At 59.1% G+C, this 15,573-nt stretch carries 15 protein-coding genes and 1 tRNA gene; all 16 read left to right on the top strand.

All coding sequences use genetic code 11. The annotated features are described in order from the left end of the window. Positions 1 to 36: 36 nt before the first annotated feature. The 16 genes from Q1K29_RS06005 (at position 37) to Q1K29_RS05930 (ending at position 15,568) form a co-directional block, all read left to right on the top strand. Positions 37 to 1,281 (top strand): aspartate aminotransferase family protein, encoded by a 1,245-nt coding sequence (locus tag Q1K29_RS06005; protein ID WP_300392055.1) that lies wholly within the window; start codon positions 37 to 39, stop codon positions 1,279 to 1,281. An 89-nt stretch (positions 1,282 to 1,370) separates the two neighbouring features. Then, positions 1,371 to 1,445, top strand: a tRNA-Phe gene (locus tag Q1K29_RS06000). 201 nt (positions 1,446 to 1,646) lie between these two features. Then, the gene (locus tag Q1K29_RS05995) at positions 1,647 to 2,012 is read left to right on the top strand and encodes an NADH-quinone oxidoreductase subunit A (protein WP_350213436.1); all 366 of its coding nucleotides are present in this window, start codon (positions 1,647 to 1,649) and stop codon (positions 2,010 to 2,012) included. A gap of 1 nt (position 2,013) precedes the next feature. Then, positions 2,014 to 2,583: an NADH-quinone oxidoreductase subunit B gene (locus Q1K29_RS05990; protein WP_300392053.1), complete on the top strand. Its 570-nt coding sequence runs from the start codon at positions 2,014 to 2,016 to the stop codon at positions 2,581 to 2,583. Positions 2,584 to 2,600: 17 nt separating this feature from the next. Then, positions 2,601 to 3,227 (top strand): NADH-quinone oxidoreductase subunit C, encoded by a 627-nt coding sequence (locus Q1K29_RS05985; RefSeq protein WP_350212823.1) that lies wholly within the window; start codon positions 2,601 to 2,603, stop codon positions 3,225 to 3,227. Continuing rightward, the gene (locus tag Q1K29_RS05980; RefSeq protein ID WP_300392051.1) at positions 3,220 to 4,428 is read left to right on the top strand and encodes an NADH-quinone oxidoreductase subunit D; all 1,209 of its coding nucleotides are present in this window, start codon (positions 3,220 to 3,222) and stop codon (positions 4,426 to 4,428) included. Before Q1K29_RS05985 ends, Q1K29_RS05980 begins: the two co-directional genes overlap by 8 nt. Positions 4,429 to 4,468: 40 nt before the next feature. Further along, entirely contained in the window at positions 4,469 to 5,578 is a 1,110-nt protein-coding gene (nuoE, locus tag Q1K29_RS05975; RefSeq protein ID WP_300392050.1) for an NADH-quinone oxidoreductase subunit NuoE, read from the top strand. Beyond that, complete coding sequence (gene nuoF, locus Q1K29_RS05970) at positions 5,578 to 6,882, top strand: NADH-quinone oxidoreductase subunit NuoF (protein ID WP_300392049.1); 1,305 nt, start codon at positions 5,578 to 5,580, stop codon at positions 6,880 to 6,882. The genes nuoE and nuoF overlap by 1 nt, the downstream gene beginning before the upstream one ends. Positions 6,883 to 6,897: 15 nt before the next feature. Further along, complete coding sequence (locus Q1K29_RS05965; protein WP_300392048.1) at positions 6,898 to 7,278, top strand: hypothetical protein; 381 nt, start codon at positions 6,898 to 6,900, stop codon at positions 7,276 to 7,278. 3 nt (positions 7,279 to 7,281) lie between these two features. Continuing rightward, on the top strand, positions 7,282 to 9,381 hold the full coding sequence (nuoG, locus tag Q1K29_RS05960; RefSeq protein WP_300392047.1) for an NADH-quinone oxidoreductase subunit NuoG: 2,100 nt from the start codon (positions 7,282 to 7,284) through the stop codon (positions 9,379 to 9,381). A gap of 9 nt (positions 9,382 to 9,390) precedes the next feature. Continuing rightward, entirely contained in the window at positions 9,391 to 10,467 is a 1,077-nt protein-coding gene (nuoH, locus tag Q1K29_RS05955; RefSeq protein WP_300392046.1) for an NADH-quinone oxidoreductase subunit NuoH, read from the top strand. Continuing rightward, a complete protein-coding gene (gene nuoI / locus Q1K29_RS05950) occupies positions 10,464 to 10,949 on the top strand; it encodes an NADH-quinone oxidoreductase subunit NuoI (RefSeq protein WP_300392045.1) in 486 nt (161 codons plus the stop codon). Before nuoH ends, nuoI begins: the two co-directional genes overlap by 4 nt. Positions 10,950 to 11,010: 61 nt before the next feature. Beyond that, complete coding sequence (locus Q1K29_RS05945; RefSeq protein WP_300392044.1) at positions 11,011 to 11,601, top strand: NADH-quinone oxidoreductase subunit J; 591 nt, start codon at positions 11,011 to 11,013, stop codon at positions 11,599 to 11,601. A gap of 2 nt (positions 11,602 to 11,603) precedes the next feature. Beyond that, positions 11,604 to 11,912, top strand: coding sequence for an NADH-quinone oxidoreductase subunit NuoK (gene nuoK / locus Q1K29_RS05940; protein WP_300392043.1), 309 nt, complete (start codon positions 11,604 to 11,606; stop codon positions 11,910 to 11,912). A gap of 6 nt (positions 11,913 to 11,918) precedes the next feature. Continuing rightward, the gene (gene nuoL, locus Q1K29_RS05935; protein ID WP_300392042.1) at positions 11,919 to 14,078 is read left to right on the top strand and encodes an NADH-quinone oxidoreductase subunit L; all 2,160 of its coding nucleotides are present in this window, start codon (positions 11,919 to 11,921) and stop codon (positions 14,076 to 14,078) included. After that, positions 14,078 to 15,568 carry an NADH-quinone oxidoreductase subunit M gene (locus tag Q1K29_RS05930; RefSeq protein ID WP_300392041.1) on the top strand — a complete coding sequence of 497 codons (1,491 nt, stop codon included), beginning with the start codon at positions 14,078 to 14,080 and terminating at the stop codon, positions 15,566 to 15,568. The genes nuoL and Q1K29_RS05930 overlap by 1 nt, the downstream gene beginning before the upstream one ends. The last annotated feature ends 5 nt before the right edge of the window (positions 15,569 to 15,573 follow it).

The raw sequence follows: 15,573 nt of genomic DNA, 5'->3' as shown, positions 1-15,573 counted from the left end.
CGACCGCGCTATGCTGGCACCTGGGAGGTGCCAGATATGAAATTACCTGAAAAAGGCCAGGACTGGCCGGCCATCAAGGCCATGCTCGAAGAGCGTGGGGCCAGCGATGCCAAGTGGCGCGACGGGAAGACAGCCGTTTATGTCTTCAATGCCGGCGAGGAGGTCGAGCGCGTCCAGAAGGAGGCCTATACGGCCTTCATGTCCGAGAACGGTCTCGGGCCGTTGGCGTTTCCGTCGCTCGCGCAAATGGAGAAGGACGTCATATCGATGGCGCTTGGCCTGCTGCATGGGCCGGAGGGCGCAACCGGAGCGATGACGTCGGGCGGCACCGATTCGATCACCATGGCGGTCAAGACTGCGCGCGACTATGCGCGCAGCAAGGGCAGGGCGAAGCAGAAGGCGAATATCGTTCTCCCGCAGTCGGCTCACCTTGCTTTCGACAAGGCCTGCCATCTCATGGATATCGAAGTTCGCCGGATCCCCCTGAAGCAGGATGGATCTTTTGAAGCCGACCCGGTGACCATGGGTGAGGCGATTGATTCGGACACGATCATGATGGTCGGCTCAGCGCCGAATTTCCCCCATGGCATCATCGACCCGATTGCGGCGCTTGGTGGGGTCGCTGAAGACAAGGACGTCTGGTTGCATGTCGATGCCTGCGTCGGCGGCTATTTCGCGCCCTTTGCGCGGATGAATGGTGAGTCAGTGCCGCCTTTTGACTTCGAGGTGCCGGGCGTAATGTCGATGAGCGCGGACCTGCACAAGTATGGATACGCGGCAAAAGGAGCTTCGACGGTCCTCTTCCGCTCAGAAGAGCTCTATGCCTTCATGCCGTTCGACTTTGCTGGCTGGTCGGGCGCGCCGATGAAGACGCCCACACTTGCCGGGACGCGCCCAGGCGGCGCCATCTCCGCTGCATGGGCCGTGATGAATTATCTCGGTGTCGAAGGGTATCGGCGTCTGCAAGGGCAGGTTTGTGAAACACGAAAGCGCGCGGAATCCGGGTTGCGGGAGATGGGTTTCGAAATCGTCGGTAATCCGATGCTGGGCCTGATGGCATTCCATCATCCCGACCTGAACCCCTTCGCGCTTTATGGTGAGATATACCGGCGCGGCTGGTTCACGTCCGTCACTAAGGAGCCCCCCAGCCTGCACCTCATGCTCTCGCCCAAACATGCCGATGTCATCGACGCTTATCTCTCCGATCTGAAGGATGCTTGCGATGCTGTCAGATCGGGCGATGCGGCCAAGAAACCGAAGGTCGAGGCGCGCTATAGCTGAGGTCGCGACAGGCGGGCTGCAAAAACTTGGCAAAGGGGATTGGACAAGGCGTTTCAGCGGAGCTATGACGCGCGTTCCCCAAGAGGCCTGCCCGGGTAGCTCAGGGGTAGAGCAGCGGATTGAAAATCCGCGTGTCGGTGGTTCAAATCCGCCCCCGGGCACCATTTTTCTTTCTGAGAACAAGGCCTTCGACATCGCGCCTGGGTGCGCTATGTCTGACGTGTCACCAGGCCGCATGCTGCAGAGGCGAATTCTGCAGCTGGAACCCCTAAGATTGGTGAGGTGACATGTTGCCAAGCCCGTGAAAGCGTCCTAACCCGGCGCTTTCGACGGCAAGCGATCCAGGAGTCGCCCTCATGACAGAGATCGAACAGTTTGCGCTCGACTATCTCCCGGTGATCCTTTTCCTCGGGCTGGGTGTGGTGATTTCGCTCCTGTTTATCCTCGGTTCGGCCATTCTGGCCCCATCCGATCCTGATCCGGACAAGAATTCCGCCTATGAGTGCGGCTTCAATGCGTTCGACGATGCGCGCATGAAGTTCGATGTCCGCTTCTATCTCGTCTCGATCCTTTTCATCATCTTTGACCTCGAAGTCGCCTTCCTCTTCCCGTGGGCCGTGAGCTTGGGAACGATTGGTGTCTTCGGGTTCTGGTCCATGGTCCTGTTCCTTACCGTGCTGACCGTGGGCTTCATCTACGAATGGCGCCGTGGGGCGCTGGAGTGGGAATAAAATGGCCGACGATTACAAGCCATACGCACTCGGAGCCGGCCGGTCCGGTGTCGAAGGCGGTCACGATGTCCGCGCTGACGACCCGTTCTTTGCCGGTCTTTCCGACCATCTTGCCGACAAGGGCTTCTTTACCGCCAAGGCAGACGATCTGATCGCCTGGGCCCGGACGGGCTCCCTGATGTGGATGACCTTCGGTCTCGCCTGTTGCGCCGTGGAAATGATGCAGGCCGGCAATCCGCGCTATGATCTCGAGCGGTTTGGTATGGCACCGCGCGGGTCACCGCGCCAGTCGGATGTCATGATCGTGGCCGGGACCCTGACCAACAAGATGGCACCGGCGCTTCGCCGGGTCTATGACCAGATGCCGGAACCGCGCTACGTGGTGTCGATGGGCTCCTGCGCGAATGGCGGCGGCTATTACCACTATTCCTATTCGGTCGTTCGTGGCTGTGACCGCATCGTGCCGGTCGACATCTATGTGCCGGGCTGCCCGCCGACTGCGGAGGCGCTGGTTTACGGCATGCTGCAGCTGCAGAAGAAGATTCGCCGCGAAGGCTCGATCGAGCGCTAATGACGGGACTGACAGAGATGACAGAAGCCCTCAGGGATCTTGGTGAGCATATCAGCGCAGCTGAAGCCTGCGCCGATGTGGTGAAAGGCTATGAGGTTCGCTTCGGCGAGCTGACGATTCATGCAGAACGCGACGGCATCATGAAGCTGGCGCGGTTCCTAAAGGACGACAATCAGTGCGTCTTCGAAACGCTGATCGATATCTGTGGTGTGGACTGGCCGGAGCGCAGCCAGCGGTTTGATGTGGTTTACCACTTCCTGTCCATGCGCCTGAACCAGCGTATCCGTATCAAGATCGAGACGAACGAAGCGACGCCGGTGCCGAGCCTTATCGATCTTCATCCGAGCGCTGACTGGTTCGAGCGTGAGGCATTCGACATGTATGGCATTCGCTTCGCCGGCCATCCGGACCTTCGCCGCATCCTCACTGACTATGGTTTCGAGGGCTATCCGCTACGCAAGGACTTCCCGCTCACCGGCTTCACGCAGGTGCGGTATGACGATCTTGAAAAGCGCGTCATCAATGAACCGGTCGAGCTCGTACAGGAATACCGCAACTTCGATTTCCTCTCGCCGTGGGAGGGCATGACGAAAGAGCTGCCCGGTGATGAAAAAGCCGAGAAGGAGGAGTCCAGCAATGGCTGATACTGCTTATGTTTCGGCGAGCCAGGACGACCGGAAGTTCACGCTGAACTTCGGTCCGCAGCACCCGGCTGCTCACGGTGTTCTGCGCATGGTGATGGACCTCGATGGCGAGGTAGTCGAGCGGATCGACAGCCATATTGGGCTGCTTCACCGCGGCACCGAGAAGCTGCTCGAGTACAAGACCTACCTTCAGGGGCTGCCATACTTCGACCGGCTCGATTACGTCGCGCCGATGAACCAGGAGCATGCCTGGTGTCTTGCGATCGAGCGCCTCCTCGGCATTGAGGTGCCGCGCCGCGCCAGTTTCATTCGGGTCCTGTATTCGGAAATGGGCCGCATCCTGTCGCATATGCTGAACATCACGACGCAGGCGATGGACGTTGGCGCGCTGACCCCGATTACCTGGGGCTTTGAAGAGCGCGAAAAGCTGATGGGCTTCTATGAGCGCGCCTCCGGCTCACGCATGCACTCGGCCTATTTCCGGCCAGGCGGGGTTCACCAGGACCTGCCGCAGGACCTGATCGACGACATCATGGTCTTCTGCGAGGAATTCCCGAAAGCGCTGGCGCATATCGAGGGCCTGCTGTCGGAAAACCGTATCTTCAAGCAGCGTAACGTCGATATCGGCGTGGTCGACGAGAAGACCATCATGGAATGGGGCTTTTCGGGCGTCATGGTTCGCGGCTCAGGCCTTGCCTGGGACCTCCGCCGGTCGCAGCCCTATGAAATCTATGACGAAATTCCGGGCGACGTCTTCGAGGTCGTTGTCGGCAACAATGGCGACAATTACGACCGGTACGTGGTCCGCATGGAAGAAATGCTGATCTCCAATGACATCATGAAATGGTGCATCGAGAATATGCCGGCTGGCGAAGTCCTGCTTGCCGGGACGAAGGTCTCGCCGCCGCGTCGGGGCGACATGAAGCGTTCGATGGAAGCGCTGATCCACCATTTCAAACTCTACACTGAAGGCTTCCACGTTCCGGAAGGCGAAGTTTATGCGGCTGTCGAGGCGCCCAAAGGCGAATTCGGGGTTTATCTCGTGTCCGACGGAAGCAACCGGCCTTACCGCGCCAAGATTCGCGCGCCAGGCTATCCGCACCTCGCGGCCATGGATCATATGTGCAAGGGGCACATGCTGGCAGACGTGTCCGCCATCCTCGGTACGCTCGACATCGTGTTCGGGGAGATCGACCGATGACCTGCGCAGCAATGGACCTAATTTTCGGAGGGGCCGAGTAATGGCACTTCGTCGTTTCGACATCGAGGCTGGTGGCGACAGTTTCGCCTTCAAGCCGGAAACCGAGCCGAATATCGAGTTCTGGCTGGGTAAGTACCCTGAAGACAAGAAGCGTTCGGCTGTCATTCCGCTTCTGTGGCTGGCCCAGAAGGATAATGATGGCTGGCTGTCCGAGCCCGCCATGCGGACGGTCGCCGACCGTCTCGGTATGCCGTATATTCGTGTCTATGAGGTCGCGACCTTCTATACGATGTTCAAGCTCGCACCGGTCGGAAAATACCATGTCCAGCTTTGTGGTACGACACCATGCATGCTGCGCGGCGCCAACGATCTCAAGAAGGTCTGTGAGAAGAAGATCGGCAAGAAGATGGCCGTTACGGACGATCAGCGGCTTTCCTGGGAAGAGGTTGAGTGTCTCGGGGCGTGCGTGAACGCGCCGATGGTCCAGATCAATGATTACTACTACGAAGACCTGACGCCGGAATCGCTTGACGAGATCCTTGGGAAGCTTGGCAATGGTGTCGATGTCGAGCCCGGTAATTTTGTCGACCGGTTGAATAGCGCCCCTGAGGGGGGCGCGACGACGCTCAAGGAAGACACTCTTTACAATGGCAGCCGGAATTCGGTGAAAGGTCTTCCGAACCTGCCAGAGTCCGATGCCGAGGAAGAGCCAAAATCCGAAGCCAAGGGCAAGCCGGACCGCGAAGCTCCGACGAATGTCGATCGCGAAGAGCCGAAGGAAGAAAAGCTTGAGGCGGCCGAAGAGGGTGTCGAGGCCACTCAGGATGCCGAAAAGCAGATCGAAGGTACGCGCCCGGAACCCCTCGAAATCGATGGCAAGCAGGCTGACGACCTTAAGCGTATCAGCGGTGTCGGTCCGAAGAATGAAGACCAACTGAATTCACTGGGCATCCACAAGTTCTCGCAAATTGCGGCATGGACGCCTGAGAATGTTCAGTGGGTTGAAGGCTATCTGTCGTTTCGCGGGCGTATTGAGCGCGAAAACTGGGTTGGCCAGGCGAAGACGCTCGCCGATGGCGGGGAAACAGATTTTTCAAAGCGGGTCGATTCAGGTGATGTCGATTCCAGCCGGGAAGAAGGTGAGGACTGATGCTTCAGGACAAGGACCGCATCTTTACAAATCTCTACGGCACGCATTCACCGGGCCTTGAAGAGGCGAAGAAGCGCGGCGCATGGCACCTTGTGCCGGAAATGCTGCAGCAGACGCCCGAGTGGATTTGCGACCAGATCAAGGCTTCAGGTCTTCGCGGTCGCGGCGGGGCAGGTTTCCCGACCGGCCTGAAGTGGACCTTCATGCCGAAGGAAGTGCGTGATCGTCCGCATTATCTTGTCGTCAACGCCGACGAATCCGAGCCGGGCACGTGCAAGGACCGGGAAATCATGCGCCACGATCCGCACCTGCTGATCGAAGGCTGCATGGTCGCCTCATATGCGATGCGGGCCCATGCCTGCTATGTCTATATCCGCGGCGAGTACATTGCCGAGCGCGAAGCGCTGGAGAAGGCCGTCAAGGAAGCCTATGAGGCGAAACTGATCGGCAAGGACAATGTGAATGGCTGGGATTTCGACCTTTATGTCCATCACGGTGCTGGCGCTTATATTTGTGGCGAGGAAACGGCCCTTCTGGAAAGCCTTGAAGGCAAGAAGGGCCAGCCGCGGCTGAAGCCGCCATTCCCGGCCAATGCCGGACTTTATGGCTGCCCGACAACTGTAAACAATGTCGAGTCAATCGCTGTGGCCCCGACCATCCTTCGCCGTGGCGCGGACTGGTTTGCCGGCTTTGGCCGTCCGAACAATGCCGGCACGAAGCTCTTCTGTGTCTCCGGCCATGTGAACAAGCCGTGTAATGTCGAAGAAGAGATGTCGATTACCTTCAAGGACCTGATCGATACCCATTGCGGCGGCATCAGGGGCGGATGGGACAATCTCAAGGCTGTCATTCCGGGCGGCTCATCGGTGCCGATGGTGCCGGCCGAGCAGATCATGGATGCCTATATGGACTTCGACACGCTGCGTGACCTGAAGTCCGGGCTCGGCACGGCGGCTGTCATCGTCATGGACAAGTCCACAGACCTGGTGCAGGCGATCTCGCGTATTGCCTATTTCTACAAGCACGAAAGCTGCGGCCAGTGCACGCCGTGCCGCGAAGGCACAGGCTGGATGTGGCGCGTGCTGGAACGGATGGCGAAGGGTGAGGCCGATCACAAGGAAATCGACATGCTGCTGGATGTTTCGCAGCAGATCGAGGGCCATACGATTTGTGCGCTCGGTGATGCTGCTGCCTGGCCGGTCCAGGGCCTGATCCGCCATTTCCGCCACGAAATTGAAGACCGTATCACCCGCTACCGTGCGCCGCGCGCGCTGGTTCAGGGCCAGACGGTTGCGGCCGAATAGCAAGACGAGAAGGGCATGAACCTGCTGCGCAACATCCTCACCGCCATCTGGTGCGCCGTGATCATCGGGACGAATGTCTTCGGTCTGATCATGCTTGCGCGCGTGTTCGGAATGGATCTGTTGCAATCGGAGATCACGCTTCTTCCGGCGGTGAAAATGGTGCTGATGACCGGGTTCGGTCTCATGGCGCTGGTTTCAACGAAGTATCTCTGGGCCATGCTGGCTGTTGCAGCATTCGCGATGCTGCTCGGTTTTGCGCACGACGTTCTGGCCCAAAGGGTGTGGCGCCCTTCCACCATGCTGGGCGACCTGTTCGTCATCATCCCGACCTATCTCCTCGCGCGCTGGAACACGGCGGCGCGGAAATCCGATTTCAATCCCGTGAAAGAGTTCTGATTCATGGCTGATGATCTTTTCAAGCTGAACATCGATGGCAAGGATATCGAAGTGCCGAAATCCTACACGCTGATGCAGGCGTGCGAGGAGGCGGGCGCCGAGATTCCGCGCTTCTGCTATCACGAGCGCCTGTCGGTGGCTGGCAATTGCCGCATGTGCCTCGTCCAGTGGAAGGGCGCACCGAAGCCGATCGCGAGCTGTGCCCAGACCGTGGGCGAGATGCGGATGAACCCTGACGGCACGCCGCCGAACATTCTCACCAGCGGTGATTATGTCGAGAAGGCGCGTAATGGCGTCATGGAGTTCCTGCTCATCAACCACCCGCTGGACTGCCCGATCTGCGACCAGGGCGGTGAATGCGACCTGCAGGACCAGGCTATAGCCTATGGCCGGTCTGGCTCGCGCTACTCGCTGAACAAGCGGGCTGTTGAAAACAAGAATATGGGGCCGCTGGTCAAGACGATCATGACGCGCTGCATCCAGTGCACGCGTTGCGTCCGCTTCGCAGCTGAGGTGGCCGGTGTCGAAGAGCTCGGCATGATCTCGCGTGGCGAGGATGCGGAGATCACGACCTATCTGGAAGAGTCGCTGAAATCTGAGCTCTCCGGCAATGTCATCGATCTCTGCCCGGTCGGCGCACTGACCTCCAAGCCTTATGCCTATAATGCGCGGCCCTGGGAGCTGCGGAAGACAGAGTCCATCGATGTCATGGATGCCATGGGGGCAGCTATTCGTGTCGATGCAAAGGGCGCCGGGGTCATGCGCATCATGCCGGTCGTCAATGAAGAGGTGAATGAGGAGTGGATCTCCGACAAGTCGCGCTTCATCTGGGACGGTCTGGCCCGCCAGCGCCTCGACAAGCCTTACATCCGCGAGAATGGCAAGCTGCGCGCTGCCAGCTGGAAGGAAGCGCTTGCGCGCACCGCCGAGCTGCTCGAAGGCCCGGCCGAGAAGATTGGCTTCCTGGCCGGAGACCTGACCGAGGTTGAACAGGCGAAGGCGGCAAAGGACCTTGCCGGCAAGCTCGGTGTGAAATCGCTCGACTGCCGTCCGGCGGGCGCAGCTTATGGTGCCGACGGTGTGCGTGAAAAATATATTCTAAATCCGACGCTTATGGGCATTGAAGAGGCAGATGCGTTGCTTCTCGTCGGGACCAATCCGCGTCTTGAAGCCGCCGTCTGGAACGCTCGCATCCGGAAGGCCTGGCTCTGGAATGAACTCCAGGTCGGTGTCGTCGGTGAGCCCGTCGACCTGACCTACAGCTATGAGCATCTCGGCTCCGGTCCTGCAGACCTTGATGGCTTGCTCGATGGTGACAGTGAGTTTGTAAAGGCATTCAAGGATGCCAAGCGCCCGATGGTGGTGGTTGGTGAGAACGCAATCACTGGCGAACAAGGCCTCGATGTCCTGAACGCCGCTCACCAGATCGCGCTGGATGCTGGAGCAATCAGTGAAGACTGGGCCGGTTTCGGCGTGCTGCACAATGCCGCCGGACGGGTCGGCGCGCTGGATGTAGGCTTTGTACCGGAAGAAGGGGGCGCGGATACGGTTGCCATGCTTTCGGGCGGCGTTGAGACGCTCGTGCTGCTTGGTGGTGATGAGCATGACCTCAGCAATCTTGGCGACACGAAAGTGATCTATGTCGGCCACCATGGTGAGGCGGGCGCCTCGAAGGCGGACGTGATCCTGCCTTGTGCCGCCTATACCGAGATGACGGCGACCTATGTGAACACCGAAGGCCGGGTGCAGATGACGTCTGCCGCCGTCCAGCCCAAGGGCGAGGCTCGCGAGGCATGGGCCATCTTCCGGGCGCTGTCCGATGTCCTTGGAAAGACGCTTCCGTATGATTCGGCTGCCGAACTCAGGGAGCATCTTCGTGAAGAGAATGCGGTGTTTGCAGGCCTCGGTTTCGCCCCAGGAACAGCCGGGCACAAGGTGCTCATGGAAGCGCCGGCGAAGGCCCAGAACCTTGATAAAGCGCGGCCTTTTGGCGCGGTTATCGAGGATTTCTACCTGACCAACCCGATTGCCCGGGCATCGAAGACGATGGCGGAGTGCTCGCTCATGAAGCGCAGCCTTGAAACGCCTGTAGCAGCGGAGTAGGCGAGCGCCATGAGTGCATTCATCCAGGAACATGGACTGCTGTTCGGCTGGCTGACCGTGATCGGTCAGATCCTGCTGTTCACCATTGTCCTGCTGCTGTCGCTGGCCTTCCTCCTGCTAATGGACCGCAAGGTCTGGGCAGCGGTCATGATGCGCAAGGGCCCGAACGTGGTCGGTCCGTTCGGCCTGCTTCAGAGTTTTGCGGACTTCGGCAAGTTCCTGCTCAAGGAAATCATCATTCCGGCAGGGGCCAACAAGACAGTTTTTATTCTGGCGCCGATTTTGTCACTCACATTGGCCTTCGCCGCCTGGGCCGTGATTCCGGTCGCACCAGGCTGGGTCGTGTCGGACCTCAATGTCGGCGTGCTCTATCTCTTCGCGGTGTCGTCTCTCGGTGTCTATGGCATCATCATGGGCGGCTGGGCATCGAACTCGAAGTATCCATTCCTTGGCTCGCTTCGGTCAGCCGCGCAGATGGTGTCCTATGAGGTGTCGATCGGCTTCATCATCATTACGGTGATCCTGCTCGTCGGCTCGATGAACCTGACGAACATCGTGGCCAATCAGGACGGGGGTTTCTGGACGTGGCACGTGTTCAGCTTCAACCACATCCTGCTGTTCCCCGTGATGCTCACCATGTTCGTGATGTTCTTCATCTCGGCGCTGGCAGAAACGAACCGTCCGCCTTTCGATCTTCCGGAAGCCGAGTCGGAACTCGTGGCCGGGTATCAGGTTGAGTATTCCTCGACGCCATACCTGCTCTTCATGATCGGCGAGTATCTGAACATCGTGCTGATGTGCGCGATGATGACGATCCTCTTCCTCGGCGGCTGGCATGGTCCCATCCCGTTTGGTGAGGACTTTGTCGCGAACTTCCCGCTCTGGCTCGTCAATCTCGGACACCTCGCCTGGTTCATGGGCAAGGTCGTCTTCTTCTTTTTCCTTTTCGCCCTCGTGAAGGCGGTGGTGCCGCGCTATCGCTATGACCAGCTGATGCGCCTTGGCTGGAAGATCTTCCTTCCGACCTCGCTGGCTGCTGTCCTGATCGTCTCGGGTTATGTCGTCTATATGGGAGTTCAGGCATGAGCCTCGTCCAGACCATCCGTGGCGCGCTGCTGACCGACTTTCTGAGTGCCTTTGGCCTCGGGCTTCGGGAAATGTTCAAGCGCAAGGCCACCAACAATTATCCGTTCGAAAAGAACCCGCTGAGCCCACGTTTCCGTGGAGAGCATGCGCTGCGCCGCTATCCGAACGGCGAAGAACGCTGCATTGCGTGCAAGCTCTGCGAAGCGATCTGTCCGGCGCAGGCCATCACGATCGATGCCGAGCCGCGTGAAGACGGGTCTCGCCGCACGACGCGGTATGACATTGATATGGTGAAGTGCATCTATTGCGGCTTCTGTCAGGAGGCTTGCCCGGTCGATGCAATCGTCGAAGGGCCAAACTTCGAATTTGCGACGGAAACGCGTGAAGAACTTTACTACGACAAGGAACGTCTGCTTGCGAATGGTGACCGCTGGGAACGGCTGATCGCCCGTAATCTCGAACTCGACGCGCCGTACCGCTAGGGCGGCGTAATCTGGAACTCACGAGGCGGGTGACCGCCTCTCAATTTTTGGGGCTGAACCGGTGGAATTGATCGCCTTCTACATTCTGGCCGCGATTGTCACGGTATCTGCGGTGTGTGTGATTGCCGCGAAGAACCCCGTGCACTCGGTTCTTTGGCTGATCCTGACCTTCTTCACCTCAGCAGGCCTGATGGTGCTGATCGGGGCGGAGTTCCTGGCCATGCTTCTGGTCGTGGTCTATGTCGGCGCCGTCGCCGTGCTGTTCCTGTTTGTGGTCATGATGCTGGACGTCGATTTCGTCGAGCTGAAACAGGGCTTTCTCAGCTACCTGCCATTCGGTGCGCTGATGGGCATCGCCTTTATCGCCGAGATTGCGCTTGCGACCTTCGCGCGCGGAACAGCAGCCAACAGCTTCAATCCGTATCCGGGAGCCGAAAACAATGCCGAGGCGATCGGCCAGGTGATGTACACCGACTATCTGCTGCTGTTCCAGATGTCCGGCCTCATCCTGCTGGTCGCCATGATTGGCGCTATCGTTCTGACGCTGCGCCATCGCCCGCACGTCAAGCGTCAGAGCGTTGCTCACCAGACGGCACGGCGGCGCAAGGACGCTATTCGCCGGATCGACGTCAAATCGGGCGAGGGGCTGTAATCATGGATATCTCCATCAATCACTTTCTCGCCGTTTCGGCGGTGCTGTTCACAGTCGGCGTGGTCGGCATTTTCGTGAACCGCAAGAACATCATCGTCATCCTGATGGCGCTTGAGCTCATCCTCTTGTCGGTGAACATCAACCTGGTCGCCTTTTCGGTGTTCTCCGGAACCATCACCGGCCAGATATTCGCCATGCTGGTGCTGACGGTCGCGGCTGCTGAAGCCGCCGTCGGCCTTGCGATCCTTGTTGTGTACTTCCGCAATCGCGGCGATATCGCCGTCGAGAGCGTCGACCTGATGAAGGGGTAGGGCCAGATGCTACCGGATTACGCACTCCTCTTTATCGTTCTGGGCCCGGGGCTTGCCGCTCTGATCGCTGGCCTGTTCCAGAAATATATTACCGACAGCGGTGCGATGGTGCTGACGACCGGGACGGTCGGGCTTGCCGGCATCCTCTCGGTCGTTCAGCTTTTCATGTTTGCATTTGGTGGCGGCGTTACCGAAGCCGTTCACACGGCCGGGCCGGCTGACGGCGAGCACGGGTCAGCTGCGGTCGCATCCATCCAGCACATCATCACGCTGCTGCCCTGGATTGATGTCGGTCAATTCCAGGCTGACTGGGCAATTCGCGTCGATGCGCTCTCCATTGTCATGATGGCCGTTATTACGGGCGTCTCGGGCCTCGTTCACCTGTATTCCTGGGGCTATATGTCGGAAGATCCGCACCGCGCGCGTTTCTTCTCTTACCTGTCGCTCTTCACGTTCGCGATGCTGATGCTCGTGACGGCCGACAATTTCATCCAGCTCTTCTTCGGCTGGGAAGGCGTGGGTCTTGCCTCCTACCTCCTCATTGGTTTCTGGTACCATAACAAGGCGCCGAACGACGCGGCCATCAAGGCGTTCGTAACTAATCGCGTCGGCGACTTTGGCCTCGCGCTTGGGATCATGGCTGTCTTCGTGGTCTTCGGGTCTGTCGAGTTCGAACCGGTTCTTTCTGCGATCAAGGAGAACGCAACGGTTACGCCACTGGCGCTGGCTGGTGCAGCGCCTATCCAGGAGCTGGTCATTCCGTTCCTTGCCTGGGACGTGCCGGCCCTGGAGATTATCGGCGTCCTGCTCTTTATCGGTGCCATGGGCAAATCGGCCCAGTTTTTCCTCCACGTCTGGCTGCCGGACGCCATGGAAGGCCCGACGCCAGTCTCAGCACTGATCCACGCCGCAACCATGGTGACGGCAGGCGTCTATCTCGTCTGCCTTGTCTCCCCGATTTACGAGTATGCTCCGTGGGCCGCCGGGATGGTGACGATCATTGGTGCCGTGACCGCGCTCTATGCCGCGACGGTTGGCATGGCGCAAAACGACATCAAGCGGGTCATTGCCTATTCGACCTGTTCGCAGCTTGGTTACATGTTCTTTGCGGCGGGCATTGGTGCCTATCAGGCCGCCATGTTCCACCTGTTCACGCACGCTTTCTTCAAGGCTCTGCTCTTCCTTGGTGCCGGCTCGGTCATCCATGGCATGCATCATGAGCAGGACATGCGCCGGATGGGCGGCGTGGCGAAATACATGCCGCTGACCTATGCCGCCATGATGATCGGTACAATTGCGATCATCGGTCTGGGCCTGCCGCACACGCAGCTCGGTTTCGCCGGCTTCTTCTCAAAAGATGCCATTCTGGAAACTGCCTTTGCCGCGACCGAGAACGGCATCACCTTTGCGCAGGTTGCTTTCTGGTTCGGTATTCTCGCTGCACTGCTGACCAGCTTCTATTCATGGCGCCTCATCTACATGACGTTCCACGGCCCGCGCGAAGACTCGATGCCTGCCGATGTCCATGAGGCAGACAGCCATGCAGACGACCATCTCGCTCATGACGATCATGGACATGATCACCATCACGGCGACCCGCATGAATCGCCGCTGGTCATGCTTATTCCGCTCGGACTGTTGTCGCTTGGGGCCATCTTTGCCGGCCTGATCTTCTACGGCTCTTTCGTCGGCCATGATCAGGGGCAGTTCTGGGCCGGAGCGATCTACACGACGGCGGACAATCACCTTCTCGAAGAGAAGTACAATGTACCCGAGTGGGTTTTCTGGGCGCCGCTTTTCGTCACCGTGACCGGCTTCCTGATCGCGACCTTCACCTACCTCTTCAATCGCGGCTTTGGCCGGAAGATTGCGGAGTCGGGCGGCCCGCTTCACAGCCTGTTCGCAAACAAATGGTATTTCGACGAGATCTACAATGCGACGATCATTGCCGGGTCCCGATGGCTGGGCGGCTTCTTCTGGAAGACGGGCGACAAGCGCATCATTGACGGCCTTGGGCCTGACGGCATCACGTCACTCGTACGCTGGGTGTCACGCCGCCAGTCGGCCATGCACACCGGCTATCTCTACCACTATGCATTCGTGATCATCGGCGCAGCCCTCGTGTTCGGCGCGGTGATCTTCTGGCGCGTCGGAGGCGCGGGCTGATGGGCAATTTCCCGATTCTCTCAGCGGTCATCTTCCTGCCGCTCGCTGGCGCCGTGCTGATCATGCTCGTGCGCGCCATGACGGGCAGCCAGGAGAACGATGTCGCGACCGGTAACAAGGCGCTCACAGCAGGCCTCATTTTCTCGGTCGCCACTTTCCTTGCATCGCTTGTCATGCTCGCGAGCTTCGATATGGACGCTGAAGGCTATCAGCTCGTCGAAGAGGTGAGCTGGTTTGCGAATGTGCAGTACAAGCTCGGCATCGACGGCATGTCTCTGATGCTGATCCTGCTTACGACGCTTCTCACGCCGCTCAGCCTGATTGCCTCCTTCGGCTCAGTTAAGGAACGGCTGACCGAATACACGATCGCTTTCCTGGTGCTCGAGACATTCATGATCGGTGTCTTCTGTGCACTCGATCTTGTGGTCTTCTACGTCTTCTTCGAGGCAGGCCTCATCCCGATGTTCATCATCATCGGTGTCTGGGGTGGAGCGGACCGGATCTACGCGTCCTACAAGTTCTTCCTGTACACGCTGCTCGGCTCGCTCTTCATGCTGGCCGCGGTGGTGTTCATGTACCTGCAGGCGGGCACGTCGGATATAACGCAGCTTGAGACGTTTGCTTTTGCGCCGGAGGTGCAGACCTGGCTCTGGCTGGCCTTCTTTGCGTCCTTTGCGGTGAAGCTGCCAATGTGGCCAGTCCACACATGGCTACCGGACGCGCACGTTCAGGCGCCGACGGCGGGCTCGGTTATCCTTGCCGGTGTTCTTCTGAAGATGGGTGGCTATGGCTTCCTGCGTTTCTCGCTGCCGATGTTTCCGGATGCGAGCCAGTTCTTCCAACCGATGATGTTTGCCCTGTCGGTGATTGCCATTGTCTACGCATCGCTGGTTGCCTGGCGCCAGACAGACATGAAGAAGCTGATCGCCTACTCGTCTGTTGCGCATATGGGCTTCGTGACGCTCGGTATCTTCTCTTTCACAGAGGTCGGCGTTCAGGGTGCGATCTTCCAGATGATTTCGCACGGTTTGATCTCGGGCGCGCTCTTCCTCATCGTCGGTGTCGTTTATGACCGGATGCATACGCGTGAGATCGCGGCCTATGGTGGTCTGGTTCACAAGATGCCTGTCTATGCGGCCATCTTCATGCTGTTCTCGATGGCCAATGTCGGCTTGCCGGGCACCAGTGGCTTCGTCGGTGAGATCCTGACCATGACCGGTGCCTTCCAGGCATCGACCTGGGCCGCCGCCGGTGCCGCACTCGGCGTGATCTTCTCGGCTGTCTACATGCTGACGCTCTATCGGCGCACCGTGTTCGGCCAGGTCACGAACCCGGCGCTGGAAGGCATCAAGGACGTATCGGTCAAGGAACTGATTACGTTGGTTCCGCTCCTTATCGGCACGCTGCTGCTCGGCGTGGTGCCCAACCTAGTTTTCGACGTGACGCGCGAGTCGAGCCTGCGCGCGCTGCAGATGATCACCGGAGGATAATCGCC

This window comes from Henriciella sp. (assembly GCF_029937755.1).
Taxonomy (GTDB): Bacteria; Pseudomonadota; Alphaproteobacteria; order Caulobacterales; family Hyphomonadaceae; genus Henriciella.
Note: the sequence above shows the minus strand (reverse complement) of the source record. Positions and strands in the feature narration are given on the sequence as shown.

Coding starts and splice junctions, on each gene's coding strand:
- Q1K29_RS05985 (WP_350212823.1), top strand. CDS start 2,601: ATGACAGAAGCCCTCAGGGATCTTGGTGAGCATATCAGCGCAGCTGAA.
- nuoL (WP_300392042.1), top strand. CDS start 11,919: ATGCTACCGGATTACGCACTCCTCTTTATCGTTCTGGGCCCGGGGCTT.
- nuoG (WP_300392047.1), top strand. CDS start 7,282: ATGGCTGATGATCTTTTCAAGCTGAACATCGATGGCAAGGATATCGAA.
- nuoH (WP_300392046.1), top strand. CDS start 9,391: ATGAGTGCATTCATCCAGGAACATGGACTGCTGTTCGGCTGGCTGACC.
- Q1K29_RS05930 (WP_300392041.1), top strand. CDS start 14,078: ATGGGCAATTTCCCGATTCTCTCAGCGGTCATCTTCCTGCCGCTCGCT.
- Q1K29_RS05980 (WP_300392051.1), top strand. CDS start 3,220: ATGGCTGATACTGCTTATGTTTCGGCGAGCCAGGACGACCGGAAGTTC.
- Q1K29_RS06005 (WP_300392055.1), top strand. CDS start 37: ATGAAATTACCTGAAAAAGGCCAGGACTGGCCGGCCATCAAGGCCATG.
- nuoE (WP_300392050.1), top strand. CDS start 4,469: ATGGCACTTCGTCGTTTCGACATCGAGGCTGGTGGCGACAGTTTCGCC.
- Q1K29_RS05990 (WP_300392053.1), top strand. CDS start 2,014: ATGGCCGACGATTACAAGCCATACGCACTCGGAGCCGGCCGGTCCGGT.
- Q1K29_RS05965 (WP_300392048.1), top strand. CDS start 6,898: ATGAACCTGCTGCGCAACATCCTCACCGCCATCTGGTGCGCCGTGATC.
- nuoF (WP_300392049.1), top strand. CDS start 5,578: ATGCTTCAGGACAAGGACCGCATCTTTACAAATCTCTACGGCACGCAT.
- nuoI (WP_300392045.1), top strand. CDS start 10,464: ATGAGCCTCGTCCAGACCATCCGTGGCGCGCTGCTGACCGACTTTCTG.
- nuoK (WP_300392043.1), top strand. CDS start 11,604: ATGGATATCTCCATCAATCACTTTCTCGCCGTTTCGGCGGTGCTGTTC.